Origin of the sequence: Parasphingorhabdus sp. (assembly GCF_039982415.1) — a bacterium.
Lineage (GTDB): Bacteria > Pseudomonadota > Alphaproteobacteria > Sphingomonadales > Sphingomonadaceae > Parasphingorhabdus.
This window is the reverse complement of sequence record NZ_JBDWYL010000006.1, coordinates 493403-507689: the sequence shown is the minus strand read 5'-3', so window position 1 is coordinate 507689 and position 14287 is coordinate 493403. Positions and strand designations below refer to the sequence as shown.

Sequence of the window (14287 nt, the reverse complement as noted above, 5' to 3'; positions counted from 1 at the left end):
GCAAAAACAAAATAACTTCCTGATATTTTTGGATAAAACTCCATGCATTTAAAAGAATTAAAAGAAAAATCACCTGCTGATCTGGTCTCAATGGCCGAAAAATTGGGTGTCGAAGGCGCATCAACCTTGCGCAAACAAGATTTGATGTTCGCCATTCTCAAAGAACTGGCTGATCAAGACGAACTGATCATGGGTCTTGGCACGATTGAAGTGCTGCCCGATGGTTTTGGCTTTTTGCGTTCGCCAGAAGCCAATTATCTGGCGGGGCCTGATGATATTTATGTCTCGCCAAACCAGGTTCGTAAATTCGGCCTGCGCACCGGTGATACGGTGGAAGGCGAAATTCGCGCGCCGCGTGATGGCGAACGCTATTTTGCGCTGACCAAACTTACTGCAATCAATTTTGATGAACCGGATGCGGTCCGTCACCGGGTGAATTTTGATAATCTCACCCCGCTTTATCCGGATTCAAAACTGACATTGGATAGTCTTGATCCTACGGTTAAAGACAAGTCTGCTCGCGTCATTGATATTATTTCACCGCAAGGCAAGGGCCAGCGCGCTTTGATCGTAGCTCCGCCACGGACAGGTAAAACCGTGTTGCTGCAAAATATCGCCAAAGCTATTACCGATAATCATCCTGAAGTGTATCTGCTCGTGCTGCTTATCGATGAACGGCCTGAAGAAGTCACAGACATGCAACGCTCGGTTAAGGGCGAAGTGATTAGTTCGACCTTTGATGAACCCGCCACTCGCCATGTACAAGTAGCTGAAATGGTTATTGAAAAAGCCAAACGGCTCGTCGAACATAAACATGATGTGGTCATCCTACTAGACTCTATCACGCGTCTTGGCCGCGCGTATAATACCGTTGTGCCAAGCTCCGGTAAGGTTTTGACCGGCGGTGTTGACGCCAATGCTTTACAACGACCGAAACGCTTTTTTGGTGCTGCGCGTAACATTGAAGAAGGCGGCTCGCTTTCCATCATTGCAACAGCGCTGATCGACACAGGTAGCCGGATGGATGAGGTTATCTTTGAAGAGTTTAAAGGCACCGGCAACTCAGAAATTGTGCTGGACCGTAAAGTTGCCGACAAGCGGATCTTCCCGGCGCTGGATGTTGGCAAATCCGGTACCCGTAAGGAAGAATTGCTGGTCGAAGATGACAAGCTCAAGAAAATGTGGGTGCTGCGCCGTATCTTGATGCAAATGGGCACAATCGACGCGATGGAATTCTTGCTCGACAAGATGAAAGATAGCAAAGCGAATGACGATTTCTTCGATAGCATGAATCAGTAAATTGTCCGGGGCACCGTGATGATAATTGAACATGCTTTGTTGCAAGTTAAAACCGGTCAATCCGACCAGTTTGTCGCAGCCATGAATAAGGCAAAACCGCTTATCGCTGTGCAACCGGGTTTTCAATCAATTGCAGTGCGGCCTGCCGGAGATCGGCCAGATCATTTTCTATTGCTGGTCAAATGGGACAATATTGAATCCCATCGAGACGGGTTTCGCAAATCCCCTGAATATCAAGAATGGCGTGCCTTGCTTCATGACTTTTATGACCCTATGCCGACCGTAAGCTATTTTGGACCTTCGATTTTTTCATGATTGATATTCTTTCCTTTTTATCCGCCGCTGCGCCCGCTGGTCTTGGATCCTTGTCCGAAATGTGGGCAGCAATTGTGCATGATTTTTCCAATATCGGAACACCACAGGCCTTAGCGGCCTTCGGTCAGGTGATATTGATTGATCTCGTTTTTGCGGCCGATAACGCGATTGTCGTCGGAGCGCTGGCGGGCGGTTTACCGCCGGATCAACGCCGCAAGGTGATTTTAATTGGAATTGGCGCTGCATTGTTGCTGCGGATTGTTTTCGCGCTGATCGTTGTTCAGTTGTTACAAATTGTTGGCTTGGTTTTGGCCGGTGGTTTGCTCCTGCTGTGGGTCGCTTGGAATTTCTACCGTGAGATTTTCCATGAAGGGGAGTCAGCCGGTTCACCGGAAATTGAAGGTGACGAACATAGCGGGGTTAAGCCGCAAAAAAGCTTCTGGGGCGCTGTTTGGGCGGTGACAGCCGCAGATGTTTCAATGAGCCTCGACAATGTCCTAGGCGTTGCTGGCGCAGCCCGCGATCATCCCGGCATATTAATCGTCGGTTTGCTCTTGTCGGTTGCACTAATGGGTCTCGCGGCTAATGTGATCGCAAAATATATCGAACGCTATAAATGGATTGCTTATCTTGGGCTGGCGGTCATCGTCTATGTTGCTGGTAAGATGATTTACACAGGTTGGTTCGGCGACTCACAAACCATTGGCTTAATTACATTTTTCTAAGGTTCTGAGCGGTAAAAACGCTCTCTATGGAAACGACGCGCTTACGGATCTGCTAAGAAAAGGCGCGCCCAATGTCCGCGCTGAGTTACCCCTTCATCTTTTCCAGCATTTTGCCCATTTCATCCCAGACTTTGTTAATTGCCTTCAGCGGGCGAACCATGACTTTAAAATCCTGAATCAGGCCGTCATCATTCCACGCAATAATATCAACGCCATTGACCTTAATGTCATCCAGTTCGAGCTCAAATTCCAGCATCGCCATATTGGCTTGATCATCGACAATCTCGCGCACATAGCGAAAGCTATCATTGCCCAGAACATTATCAGCCGCTAGCAAATAAGCCATAACAATGGGTTTGCCTGCTTGCGGTGTATGTACGACAGGGGAGTGGAAGACAGCATCGTCAGCGAGTTGCGCGCTGAGCGCGGATTCGCTTTTATCAACCATCCGGGCGTGCCAAACTTTCAGATTGTTCCGGGTGCTCATGCCAAATGCTCCTTGAAAAACTCAGTGGTCCGTCGGTCAGCCAAATTGGCGGCTGCTTCATCGCGGCGTACGCCAAATTCAGCAGCAAAACCATGATCCAGGCCGTCATAATCATGCAAAGTCACTTTGGGATGGTCATCAAGGCCTGCATGCATGGCGGCTTGCGCATCAGCGGGAACAAAACCATCGGCAGTGGGAATATGCAGCATAACATTCTTTGTTATTGCGTTTTTTTCATCCAACAAGCCGTCTATGCCCACACCATAATAGCCAACGGACGCGTTTATATCCGTCCGCGCCGCGGTCATGAACGCCAATCGGCCGCCTAAACAATAGCCGACACTGCCGACTTTTCCGCCATTGATACGGCTTCGGGCATAGTGGACTGCCGCTTCGATATCTTTTATCCCTTGGTCCTGATCAAATTTGCCCATTAAATCGAGTGCGATCTGAAATTGATCCGGGATATCGGCATCAAGATCCGTATTGTCGTGAATTCTCCAGAACAGATCAGGTGCGATGGCGAGATAGCCGGCTGCTGCCCATTGATCACATTTGGCTTTAATCCCCGGGTTCACGCCAAAAATTTCCTGAATGACAATGATCGCTGCCTGCGGTTCTCCGCTCGGTTCGGCTACATAACAGGGAAATTCTTCTGCGCCGCTGCCTGTTTTAACCAGTTCCAACACACCCATTTTGAAAACTCCTTTGCATCATGACTTGATTAATGGTGCACATTATCCCCATATCCTGTTCAGGCAAGGCGGAAGATCAATTGTTGCGGTGAGAGGGGAACTTCGCTTCAACGATAGGCAAAAGAGGAAGCAATAATGAAAGTCACCGTAGAATTGGATTGTACACCCGAAGAAGCCCGCCGGATGATGGGCTTGCCAGATGTAGGCAAATTAAATGAAACCTATGTGAAGGAATTGTCCAAATTTCTGCAAGGGGCGAGTTCTGTTGAACAATTGCAAAATTTCACAAAAATTATCGCTCCGATGGGTGAAGCGGGTATCAAAATGTTTTCCTCTTTTCTCGGCGGGGCGATGAGCGGTAGCAATGGAAAAAGCTCCTCATCCAAGAAAAAAGACTAAAAATCAGATAGATACTAGTGTCCAGCAGTGATACCATCTTTGCGTTGTCGAGTGGGCAACCACCGGCTGCGATTGCTGTTATCCGGATAAGCGGTCCGCAAGCCTCTCAGGCGTTAAAGCAACTGGCAGGATATTTGCCGTCGCCGCGCCGCGCGAGTCTGGCAAAATTAAGCGATCCGGATAGCGGTGATCTCTTGGATTCTGCCTTGATTCTATGGTTTCCCGGACCGCACACTGCCACCGGAGAAGATCTGGTCGAAATACACAGTCATGGCGGCCGGGCCGTTGTTCGCGCGATTCAGGAATGTCTGTTGCAAATAAATGGGCTGCGTTCCGCTGAACCAGGCGAATTTACGCGTAGAGCTTTTGCTCATGGGCGGATGGATCTTGCAGAAGCGGAGGGTTTGTCAGATCTGCTCTTTGCGGAAACAGAATTGCAACGCCGCTCTGCAGTGCAAAGGGCTGGCGGTATCTTGTCCCGGCAAGTGGAAAATTGGCAGAATAAAATATTGCAACTGTCCGCAACGGTGGAAGCAGAATTGGATTTTTCCGATGAAGATGATGTATCTCCAGCGCATTGGGAAGGGTTGCAATCGTCCGTTGCTGCGCTTTGCGCTGATATTGACGAAATAGTTCAGCGGCCGCGGGCCGAAAAATTACGCGATGGCGTTCGGGTTGTTTTGGGGGGACCGCCCAATAGTGGCAAATCAACCTTGCTCAATGCTCTGGTCGATCGAGAGGCGGCGATTGTTTCGGCAATCGCTGGAACGACCCGGGATGTTATTGAAGTGCCAGTTGCGCTCGGCGGCATTGCCTTTTTGTTTGTCGATACGGCCGGCATTAGAACGGAAGATGCAGAAGAGATAGAGCGGATTGGGATCGACCGCGCACATCAGCAATTGGAAACAGCCGATATTATTTTATGGCTGGGCCCAGAAGGCGAGGGGCCTTCTGGGCATAAGCTGATTGAATTGGCGTCGCGTAAGGACCATCCGGAATATCAAGCGAAATCCCTCGGTATACTGACCGTGTCTCCGGTTTCTGGCGCCGGTATGGACGAGTTGGTGGCTTTGTTGATGGAACGGGCAAAAGCAATTATTCCGAGCGCCGACGAGATGAGCGTCAATCAGCGCCAAGCTGATCATTTACATATAGCTTATGACAGTTTGCAGCAAATTGCCGGGCAAGCCGATTATCTGATCATAGCGGAGCAATTACGCCTTGCCCGGGTGGCTCTGGATGGTTTGACGGGCCGTGCCAGCACAGAAGATATGTTAGACGGCTTGTTCGGCAAATTTTGCATTGGAAAATAAGGTTGTTCCACGTGGAACAGATTTATTGCATCGCGATGTTTTTGACCTGAAACACCGCTTCGGCTATGGGCGCAGCATGAATCAGGAATTTGATCTTATTGTTGTCGGAGGCGGGCATGCCGGTTGCGAAGCAGCCGCGGTCGCCGCGCGCATGGGTGTGAACACCGCTTTGGTGAGTTTCACCAAAGACGGCATTGGTGCCATGTCCTGCAATCCAGCCATTGGAGGATTGGGAAAAGGCCATTTGGTGCGAGAAGTTGATGCTTTTGACGGTCTAATTGGGCGGGCTGCGGATGCTGCGGCAATCCATTATCGAATGCTGAATCTTTCCAAAGGCGCAGCGGTGCAAGGGCCTCGGGTGCAAGCGGATCGCAAGCTCTATAAAGCTGCGATTCACCAGATGCTCGACGCCCAAGAATCTCTCACCATAGTTGAAGGCGAAGTGGCGTCGCTAATCTTGGACGATCAAACCGTCCGCGGGATAAGACTGGCAGACAATGTCGAGATTAGAGCCGCCGCCGTCATTTTGGCGACCGGGACCTTTTTAAACGGCAAATTATTTCGCGGCGAAGAGACTGTAGCGGGAGGCCGAACCGGCGAAGCCAGCGCGGTTTCTCTGGGCCAACAAATACGCGATGCGGCCTTGCCCATTGCGCGATTGAAAACAGGCACGCCGCCGCGGATTGACGGGCGCACCATCAATTGGTCGGCTTTGCCAGAACAGCCTTCAGATAGCGATGATTGGACCATGTCGCCGATGTCATCCCGGCGAGAAATACCCCAGATATTTTGCGCCGTGAGCAGAACAACGCCGGCGACACATGACATTATTCGGGATAATCTCGACCGATCGCCTTTATTTAGCGGCGCTATAGATGCGCAAGGACCGCGCTATTGCCCTTCCATTGAAGATAAGATTCACCGCTTTGCCGATCGCGATTCCCACCAGGTCTTTTTGGAGCCGGAAGGGCTGGATACACAGCTTGTCTACCCCAATGGTATCAGCACATCACTGCCCGCCGACGTGCAGCTTGCCTTTGTGCGGACAATGCAAGGCTTGTCTGAAGCCGAAATAATCGTACCGGGCTATGCTGTGGAATATGACCATATTGATCCGCGAGCTCTCGACAGATCGCTGAAAGTCAGAGATCTGGAAGGTCTGTATTGTGCGGGACAGATTAATGGCACCACCGGATATGAAGAAGCGGCTGCACAAGGGCTCGTTGCCGGCATAGGCGCGGCCTGCGCAATTCAGGACAAAGCCTTTCCCGAATTGGATCGCGGGACCAGCTATATGGCGGTGATGATAGATGATTTGGTCCTGCAAGGGGTCACCGAACCTTATAGAATGCTCACCGCGCGCGCGGAATATCGATTGCGATTGCGGGCCGACAATGCAACCACGCGGTTAAGCCCCATTGCCGAGAGATTAGGATGCCTAGGTAAAACAAGGCGGGCATGGTTTGTGAACCGGGAAACACAGCGCGCGCGACTATTGTCGCAATTAGAGGCTGTCCATAGCTGCGAAGATTTAATTCAACAGGGTCTCGATGTCCGTAGAGATGGAACGAAACAATCGCTTTTTGATTGGTTACGTTTCCCGAATATTTCGCTGCCTTCTCTCGCGGGCTTGGGCTTGTCGCTGGATAAGATGGAGACTCATCTCTTAGAAGAAGTAGAAGAAGATGCGCGCTATGCGCCTTATCTCCAACGGCAAGAATCGGAATTGAAAGATTTGCGGGCCAATGAATTGATCAAATTGGGAGATGATCTCAATTATGCGGCTATCGCCGGTTTATCCAATGAAATGGTTGAGCGGCTTAATGCGGCACGCCCGCAAACATTGGCAGCAGCGTCTCGTGTGCGGGGAATTACGCCAGCTGCCTTAGCTGCGATATTGGTCCATGCGCGCCGGCGAGAAGCCAAGTCCATGGCTGCGTGACGGGGATATGACGGAAGACGAAGCCCGGATATGGCTCCAAAATTATTGCGATGTTTCACGTGAAACATGGGATCAGCTGGACGCTTTTCTCGCTTATCTTTCTGAGGAAATGCAGCATCAAAATCTGATATCCAAGGCCAGCGCTGATCATATCTGGGCGCGCCATGTCGTCGATAGCGCGCAACTGCTCAGCCATGCACCAGCAAAGGGTTCCGGCAAAATCTGGCTAGACCTAGGCACTGGCGCCGGCTTTCCCGGGATGATTATCGCGATCTTGAGCGACTATCATGTGGAGATGGTGGAGTCTCGAAACCGGCGCATTGCATTTTTGGAAAGCGCCGTCTCCAAACTAGGGATCGCCAACAAGGCGAAGATTTGGGGCGCTCGTCTGGAACAGGTTTCAACTCATCCAGTGGATGTTATTAGTGCGCGGGCCTTTGCTCCGTTGCAAAAATTGCTATCACTTTCGCACCGGTTTTCCACAGAAAAGACAGTTTGGCTCTTACCTAAAGGCAAAAATGCGGTAAAGGAGTTAAAGGGTCTATCGCCAAAACGGCAAAAAATGTTCCACGTGGAACAAAGTTTGACCGATCCGGATGCGGGAATTTTGGTTGGATTGGACTGAAGACATTATTTTATAACAGCTTAGCGAAGGGTTCTGCGTAAAATGGTCCGGATAGCGATAGCAAATCAAAAAGGCGGCGTTGGCAAGACAACCACGGCTATTAATATGGCAACAGCCTTGGCTGCGAGTGGTTGGAAGGTTTTGCTGATTGATCTTGATCCACAAGGCAATGCATCAACCGGATTGGGGCTCAATCAGGTAGACCGCACACAAAGCAGCTATGATCTGCTGGTTTCGGATACGCCTTTATCCGATTGTGTTATCAAGAGCCGGGTTCCAGGATTGGACATTGTTCCAGCGGTTGTGGATCTTTCGGGCGCTGAAGTTGAGCTTGTTGAGTTTGAAGAACGCACCCATCGCCTTAAAAAGGCGTTGGATGCTGGTGACGATGGGCAATGGGATATTTGCCTCATTGATTGCCCGCCATCTCTCGGTCTGTTGACGCTGAATGCAATGGTTGCGGTCGAATCCTTGCTTGTTCCCCTACAATGTGAATTTTTCGCTTTAGAGGGATTAAGTCAATTATTACAAACAGTTGAACGTATTCGAGCGCGGTTTAACCGTGAACTTTCGGTTATGGGCGTGGTGCTCACCATGTATGATCGTCGTAACAAATTGACCGAACAAGTGTCGGATGATGTGCGTGCTTGTTTGGGGAATGTCGTCTTTGACACAGTCATTCCTAGAAATGTCCGGCTTTCCGAGGCGCCGAGTCATGGTTTGCCAGCGCTAATTTATGACCATCGTTGCAGCGGGTCCGAAGCCTATATCAATTTGGCGCGGGAGTTAATTTCGCGATTGCCGGAACGCAAGGTTGCAGCATGATGGCGAAAGAAGAGGAAACACCTTTGCCCAAAAAAGCGGCGATTAAGAAAGCCACGGGACTCGGCCGAGGGCTCAATTCTCTTTTTGGTGAAATTCAGCGCGAGGAGCCGCTCATCCAATCAGCTGATGTTTCTGGAGGTGGCGCAGAAGGTGAGGCTCGGGTTGATGGCTTGCGCTCTATTGCTATTTCCGACATCCGCCCCAATCCAGATCAGCCGCGGCAACAATTTGATAATGCCGCTTTGGATGAATTGGCCGATAGCATGAAGCTGCGCGGGGTTATTCAGCCCATCGTGGTGCGGCCGCATGGCAAGAATTTCCAGATTGTCGCGGGCGAACGGCGGTGGCGGGCGGCGCAGCGCGCTCGTTTGCATCAGGTTCCAGCAATTGTTCGCAGTCTCAATGATGCCGAAACGCTTGAAATTGCAATTGTTGAAAATGTCCAGCGCCGGGATCTAAATGCGGTCGAAGAAGCAGAAGCCTATGTGAAATTAAAGGATGATTTCGGGCATAGCCAAGCGAAGCTCGCAGAATTGGTGGGGAAATCTCGAAGCCATATCGCCAATTTGATGCGATTGCTCGAATTGCCTGAATCCGTTCGGGAACTGGTGGGTGATGAAAAATTGTCCATGGGCCATGCGCGGGCGCTGATTAATGCTCCCCATAGCGAAGATTTGGCGCAACAAGTTGTCAAGCAAGGTCTTTCTGTGCGGGATACGGAAAAGCTGGTGCGCAAAATGCTCGGCGGCCCGAAACGCAAAACCAAAGCCTCTCTATCCAGTGCCGGTGAAAATGATGCGGATATTCGGGCGGTGGAAAGCCATTTGGGTGATTTACTGGGATTAAAAGTTGCGATTCAATCCAAAGGTCAAACGGGAGCCGGTTCAATGACAATTGACTATAATAATCTCGATCAATTGGATCTGATTTGTCAGCGATTGACCGGTGAACATATTTAATTTTAGCTAACTTAAACGGGATTTCGGCCGCTATCGGTTAGATTCTTTCTGTTTCATTTTGTAAACTGGCCGTAAAAAAACGTTATTTATCATACAATTAGTCCGTATAGAAATTCTTAACCAATGCTGGCAGCAAAGCCTTATCTTTTCTGGGGGATAAGCATTATCGAATGTTGGCGTGTAGCGACATCCGACCAGTGGGTTTGGTTATGATGCACCGTAGGCGCCCTTTCAATATAGTAGTATAATATAGGGACCAGAAAATATGTCTAAATTTGTTAAAGCCGCTTTGGCTTCTTCCGCTCTTGTTGCAACTGTAATGGGTGCAAATGCTGCGCATGCCGCAACGGCAACTGCAGAAGCACGCGCCAACATCCTTGAAGAGCTGACTGTATCTAAAGATGCCGGCACCGATCTTGATTTCGGTACGATCGTTACCGACGGAACCGCTGGCAACGTTGTTGTTGGTAATGACGGTGTTCGCGGTACATGTGATCTGATCTGCTCAGGCACAACCGACGCAGCTGATTTCAGCGTAACCGGTTCTGCTTCTGAAGCAGTAACACTGACCGTTCCTTCAACTGTAAGCCTGACCGGCCCTGGTGCAGCGATGACTGCAACATTGTCTTCAACCGCTTTGACCGCGTTGGATGCATCCGGTGACGGATCTTTCTCTGTCGGCGGCAGCTTGGCTGTTAACGCTGCTCAGGTTGACGGTTCTTATTCCGGTACCTTCACGGTCACCGTTGAATATCCTTGATTGGAGCCTAGCCTGGTTAAAGGGCTAGCCAATTAGTTGAGTAAAATTCCCGTCCGCACTCAGGTGCGGGCGGGTTTTTCGTGTTTGCTGCCCATAAGCTAGAAATTCCGGGGATGATCTGGGTGCGATTAGCGCTTTAGTAACCCTCTTTTGTTATAGTTTTTGCGTGGGGATAAGCGCGGAAAACCGCCTTATTCAAATGGCCAGAATCGAAAACCGGAGAAAAAAATGACAATCAAGGGTCTGAAGCAACTGAGTAAATTTTATGTTGGTTTGGGAGTGCTTGCATCCGCTATGGCGCTGCCAGCTTTGCCAGCACATGCTGCTGGAGACCTGTTGGTGGCGCCGACGCGTATCGTTCTCGATGGTCAGCGAGGCACCGAAGTGATTTTGAATAATATCGGGTCAGAGACCGCGACTTACCGGATTTCATTGGAATTGCGCCGCATGACAGCAGAAGGCCGGTTGACGGGTGTCAGTCCGGAAGATGCCAGTGAACTGGAGCAAGCGGCCAAAGACATGATCCGTTATGCACCCCGCCGGGTCACCTTACCGCCAAACCAACCGCAAGCGATACGATTGGGCGTTCGTGCTCCGAAAAATCTGGCAGATGGGGAATATCGGGTCCATTTGCTTTTCCGCGCAGTTCCAAAGGCACGGTCTGTAACCGCGGCGCCTGAGCAAAGCCAAGGCTTTTCAATCGCTTTGACGCCGATTTACGGAGTAACCATTCCGGTGATAATTCGCCAAGGAAAGTTGACCGCCACAGCCGCCATAGCCAATGCCCGTATGGAGCAGGGTGAAGAAGGCCAGGCTTTCGCCTTTGATTTAAGCCGTACCGGCGAACGATCCACCTATGGAGAAATCCGAGTTGTCAAACCCGGGGTTGATGAGCCCTTATTATTGGTTCGCGGTATTGCGGTCTATCCAGAAATTGCGAGCCGGAAAGTCACGCTGCCAGTGCCGCCTGAAGTGGCCGCACAGCTGAAAGGTCCGCTATCCATAGAATATTATGAACCCCGCAATGTCGGCGGAGGATTGATCACCAAAACTGATCTGGTTCTTAGATAGAGTATATAAAACAATATATTAGGCCGACTTCAATACGGTAAGCCTTCACTATATTTGTAATGAAAAAGCAACTTAGCATATTCCGCCAGCGCATTAAGGCGCTGGCCGTAGCCGCGGGGATCACCATGATCTCGGCGGTTTCGCCGTTTATGGCGAGTGCTGCGCAAGCCCAAAACACGGCGAGCGAGAGCGGCTGGACCGCAACCGATGATGATGCGTTGCTCTTTGATCTGCGATCAGGCAAATATCGCCTGGGTGACGGGATAAGAGGCTATCAGACGGACAAGGGTGTCTGTACTGATTTTGCCGATGTCATTATCGCATTGGATTTACCAATTAGGTTAGATAAAAAGTCGCGCCGCGCAACTGGTTGGGTGTTTTCGGAGCGCGAAACCTTGACCATTGAACGCGATAATAACAGCGTACGGCGCATGAACAGCCAGAAAAAGCTGTCACCTGGTGATATTTACGACACCCCTGAAGGCTGGTGTATTGATGTCAAAGCTTTGTCTCGCTGGTTTGATATCGAGCTGCGCCCGGACCTGTCTAATGCGCTATTGGTGATTGAAACGGAACGGAAATTGCCATTTCAAAAGGCCTTGGAGCGCAAGGAACGGGCCGCTAAGATACGGCCGCGCCGAAATTTTGATCTTTCCAGCCTGCCGCAATCAACCGAACCTTATAAATTCTGGCGAACGCCATCGGTTGATGTTGTGGTGTCAGCCGGCGGCTTGCGCGACAAGCGGTCAGGTCAGGATATGGATGTGCGCTATGAGCTTTTTGCATCCGGTGAAGTCGGCAAAGCCTCATTTGATGCACGATTGTCATCGGATGATAATGGCGTGCCGGAAAGTCTGAGGCTGCGAGCCTATCGGACGGACCCTAAGGGTGAACTTCTCGGCCCGCTTCAGGCAACTCATGTGGCTATTGGCGATGTGTCCACTTTTTCGACACCGCTGGTCTCGCAAAGCACGGCTGGACGCGGTGCGATTATTACCAATCGCCCTGTGGATCGCCCGGATAATTTCGATCGCACCAGTTTTCGCGGTGAATTGCCAGCCGGATGGGATGCGGAACTTTATCGCAATGGCCAATTATTGGCTTTTGCTGAAAATCGATCCGATGGGCGCTATGAGTTTATCGATATACCGCTGCTTTATGGCCAGAACCGGTTTGAAGTGGTGCTCTATGGGCCGCAGGGCCAGATCAGACGAGACCATAAGTCGGTACCGGTTGGTGTCGATTCCATTCCGCCGCGCAAAACCTATTATTGGGCGGGCGGTCAAGAAGCTGGCAAAGATTTGATCAATTTCAACGCGCTGGAAAATCTTCAGCAAGCCGGTTGGCGAGGGGGCTTTGGCGTCGAACGCGGACTCAATGCCAAAACGTCGGTCGCGGCCTCGTTGTTTAGCCTCCAAATTGATGGAAAGCGCCATAATTTTGTCGAGGGATCGGTACGGCGCGCTGTCGGCCCGGCGCTTGTGGAACTGACCGCCTCATCAGACCTCGAAAGCGGTTTAGCGTTTCGCGGTCAACTGCTTGGTGAGCTCGGAAACAGCTTCATCACCGCTGAAACCATATGGGCAAGAGGCGGATTTCGATCAGATCGTATCGAACAAAAGGTGAACGGACGACATCGATTGTCCGTGGACCATAATTTCAAGCTGGGCAGCAAGATTGTGCCTTTTCATATTGACGCCCAATATGAAACCCGCACGGATGGCCGTTCTGCACTGGATGTGACGGGTCGTGCCTCATTGAATCTGCGTCGATTCTCGCTCACCGGCGAAGTGAATTGGGAACGACAGCTAAGCAATATAAGCAATGCGGCGGACCGGATTGAAGCGCGCTTGCTTGCCAATGGCCGGGTGGCCGGTGTGCGCTTGCGCGGGGAGGCAACCTATAGGCTTGCTCCGGAAAAACGTTTCGAAAGGGTTAATTTTACTGGCGAATGGCGCGCTGGCGACCGGGCGGATTGGCGGGCAGAGCTTGGCTATGATGTCGGGTTGGATCGGGGCCGCGCTGCGATTGGGATTATTCGCCGGTTTGACAAATTTTCGCTTACAGCCAGCGCAGAGGCGGCTACGGATGGATCGGTTGCCGCCGGTTTGAACGTGGCGTTCAGCTTTGGCCCGGATCCGCGCAATGGGAAATTCCGTTTTTCCAATAATAAGCTTGCGAATAGCGGTCAGGCCTTGGCGATTGTCTATCGGGACGAAAATCGCGATGGCAAAAGACAGCCGGATGAACAATTGGTTGAAAATGTTGAGCTTACCGCTGGGCAATCCACAGCGCTCACGCCGACTGACGCATCCGGCAAATCCATTATCGACAATCTGGAACCTTTCCGGCCAGTGCTTATCGGGATTGATAGCGGTAGTTTACCGGATCCCTATGTGCAGCCAGCACTTCCGGGCGTTGTTATAACGCCGCGGCCCGGTGTTGCAGCGACCGTGGAACTGCCGTTGGTCAGCGCCGGGGAAGTGGAAGGGACATTGCTGCGCAAAGGCGGCGGCGTGCTTGCTGGGGTTGGCCTGGAACTATTGGATGTTGAAGGACGGGTTACCCATCAAACGCAAAGTGAGTTTGACGGCTTCTTCCTGTTCGAAGGGGTGCCTTATGGTGCCTATAATCTGAAAATTCAGGAGCTGTCGGCACAGGCTATTGGGATGGCTCCGGCATTGAATATCCGGGCGGTGGTTGATGATGACAATCAGGTCGCGAAACTGGGCGCGGTGGTGGCGCAGTCCGATGCGATCCTCGCCAAACTGGCTGATGTGCCAACTGGCGCGCCCGCAGGATCGCGCGAACCTTAAGCTTTTATGGCGCAATCCCGCTTGTATGCGCTGCCGCTTATGGTAAGCCATTGCGA

General features: G+C 51.1%; 14 protein-coding genes. 12 read left to right on the top strand and 2 right to left on the bottom strand.

The features are described 5' to 3' along the window. Positions 1–42: 42 nt before the first annotated feature. From rho to ABJU74_RS08060, 3 genes are read left to right on the top strand one after another with little or no spacing between them, the layout of a single operon-like run. A complete protein-coding gene (rho, locus tag ABJU74_RS08070) occupies positions 43–1299 on the top strand; it encodes a transcription termination factor Rho (protein WP_348383559.1) in 1257 nt (418 codons plus the stop codon). Positions 1300–1317: 18 nt separating this feature from the next. Further along, positions 1318–1614 carry an antibiotic biosynthesis monooxygenase gene (locus ABJU74_RS08065; RefSeq protein WP_348383560.1) on the top strand — a complete coding sequence of 99 codons (297 nt, stop codon included), beginning with the start codon at positions 1318–1320 and terminating at the stop codon, positions 1612–1614. Then, positions 1611–2339, top strand: coding sequence for a TerC family protein (locus ABJU74_RS08060; protein WP_348383561.1), 729 nt, complete (start codon positions 1611–1613; stop codon positions 2337–2339). Before ABJU74_RS08065 ends, ABJU74_RS08060 begins: the two co-directional genes overlap by 4 nt. Positions 2340–2424: 85 nt before the next feature. On the opposite strand, the gene ABJU74_RS08055 is transcribed toward ABJU74_RS08060, so the two are convergent. Then, positions 2425–2787: a nuclear transport factor 2 family protein gene (locus tag ABJU74_RS08055; RefSeq protein ID WP_348384019.1), complete on the bottom strand. Its 363-nt coding sequence runs from the start codon at positions 2785–2787 to the stop codon at positions 2425–2427. A gap of 35 nt (positions 2788–2822) precedes the next feature. Then, positions 2823–3521: a dienelactone hydrolase family protein gene (locus tag ABJU74_RS08050; protein WP_348383562.1), complete on the bottom strand. Its 699-nt coding sequence runs from the start codon at positions 3519–3521 to the stop codon at positions 2823–2825. A gap of 135 nt (positions 3522–3656) precedes the next feature. On the opposite strand from ABJU74_RS08050, the gene ABJU74_RS08045 reads away from it, so the two are divergent. The 9 genes from ABJU74_RS08045 to ABJU74_RS08005 all read left to right on the top strand — a co-directional run bounded on the left by ABJU74_RS08045 (position 3657) and on the right by ABJU74_RS08005 (position 14231). After that, on the top strand, positions 3657–3920 hold the full coding sequence (locus ABJU74_RS08045) for a DUF6489 family protein (protein ID WP_348383563.1): 264 nt from the start codon (positions 3657–3659) through the stop codon (positions 3918–3920). A 17-nt stretch (positions 3921–3937) separates the two neighbouring features. Then, positions 3938–5233 carry a tRNA uridine-5-carboxymethylaminomethyl(34) synthesis GTPase MnmE gene (gene mnmE / locus ABJU74_RS08040; protein ID WP_348383564.1) on the top strand — a complete coding sequence of 432 codons (1296 nt, stop codon included), beginning with the start codon at positions 3938–3940 and terminating at the stop codon, positions 5231–5233. A 76-nt stretch (positions 5234–5309) separates the two neighbouring features. Next, positions 5310–7175, top strand: a complete 1866-nt coding sequence (gene mnmG / locus ABJU74_RS08035; protein WP_348383565.1) for a tRNA uridine-5-carboxymethylaminomethyl(34) synthesis enzyme MnmG — start codon at positions 5310–5312, stop codon at positions 7173–7175. Between the two features lie 7 nt (positions 7176–7182). After that, positions 7183–7800: a 16S rRNA (guanine(527)-N(7))-methyltransferase RsmG gene (gene rsmG, locus ABJU74_RS08030; protein ID WP_348383566.1), complete on the top strand. Its 618-nt coding sequence runs from the start codon at positions 7183–7185 to the stop codon at positions 7798–7800. 42 nt (positions 7801–7842) lie between these two features. Next, positions 7843–8625 (top strand): ParA family protein, encoded by a 783-nt coding sequence (locus ABJU74_RS08025; protein ID WP_348383567.1) that lies wholly within the window; start codon positions 7843–7845, stop codon positions 8623–8625. Then, on the top strand, positions 8625–9584 hold the full coding sequence (locus tag ABJU74_RS08020) for a ParB/RepB/Spo0J family partition protein (protein ID WP_348384020.1): 960 nt from the start codon (positions 8625–8627) through the stop codon (positions 9582–9584). Before ABJU74_RS08025 ends, ABJU74_RS08020 begins: the two co-directional genes overlap by 1 nt. Before the next feature lie 265 nt (positions 9585–9849). Further along, on the top strand, positions 9850–10344 hold the full coding sequence (locus ABJU74_RS08015; RefSeq protein WP_348383568.1) for a DUF4402 domain-containing protein: 495 nt from the start codon (positions 9850–9852) through the stop codon (positions 10342–10344). A gap of 228 nt (positions 10345–10572) precedes the next feature. Continuing rightward, positions 10573–11415, top strand: coding sequence for a molecular chaperone (locus ABJU74_RS08010; protein WP_348383569.1), 843 nt, complete (start codon positions 10573–10575; stop codon positions 11413–11415). A gap of 59 nt (positions 11416–11474) precedes the next feature. After that, a complete protein-coding gene (locus ABJU74_RS08005; RefSeq protein ID WP_348383570.1) occupies positions 11475–14231 on the top strand; it encodes a carboxypeptidase regulatory-like domain-containing protein in 2757 nt (918 codons plus the stop codon). The last annotated feature ends 56 nt before the right edge of the window (positions 14232–14287 follow it).

Coding starts and splice junctions, on each gene's coding strand:
- ABJU74_RS08055 (WP_348384019.1), bottom strand. CDS start 2,787: ATGGTTGATAAAAGCGAATCCGCGCTCAGCGCGCAACTCGCTGACGAT.
- rsmG (WP_348383566.1), top strand. CDS start 7,183: ATGACGGAAGACGAAGCCCGGATATGGCTCCAAAATTATTGCGATGTT.
- ABJU74_RS08005 (WP_348383570.1), top strand. CDS start 11,475: ATGAAAAAGCAACTTAGCATATTCCGCCAGCGCATTAAGGCGCTGGCC.
- ABJU74_RS08015 (WP_348383568.1), top strand. CDS start 9,850: ATGTCTAAATTTGTTAAAGCCGCTTTGGCTTCTTCCGCTCTTGTTGCA.
- ABJU74_RS08025 (WP_348383567.1), top strand. CDS start 7,843: ATGGTCCGGATAGCGATAGCAAATCAAAAAGGCGGCGTTGGCAAGACA.
- ABJU74_RS08050 (WP_348383562.1), bottom strand. CDS start 3,521: ATGGGTGTGTTGGAACTGGTTAAAACAGGCAGCGGCGCAGAAGAATTT.
- ABJU74_RS08010 (WP_348383569.1), top strand. CDS start 10,573: ATGACAATCAAGGGTCTGAAGCAACTGAGTAAATTTTATGTTGGTTTG.
- ABJU74_RS08065 (WP_348383560.1), top strand. CDS start 1,318: ATGATAATTGAACATGCTTTGTTGCAAGTTAAAACCGGTCAATCCGAC.
- ABJU74_RS08020 (WP_348384020.1), top strand. CDS start 8,625: ATGGCGAAAGAAGAGGAAACACCTTTGCCCAAAAAAGCGGCGATTAAG.
- ABJU74_RS08045 (WP_348383563.1), top strand. CDS start 3,657: ATGAAAGTCACCGTAGAATTGGATTGTACACCCGAAGAAGCCCGCCGG.
- mnmG (WP_348383565.1), top strand. CDS start 5,310: ATGAATCAGGAATTTGATCTTATTGTTGTCGGAGGCGGGCATGCCGGT.
- rho (WP_348383559.1), top strand. CDS start 43: ATGCATTTAAAAGAATTAAAAGAAAAATCACCTGCTGATCTGGTCTCA.
- ABJU74_RS08060 (WP_348383561.1), top strand. CDS start 1,611: ATGATTGATATTCTTTCCTTTTTATCCGCCGCTGCGCCCGCTGGTCTT.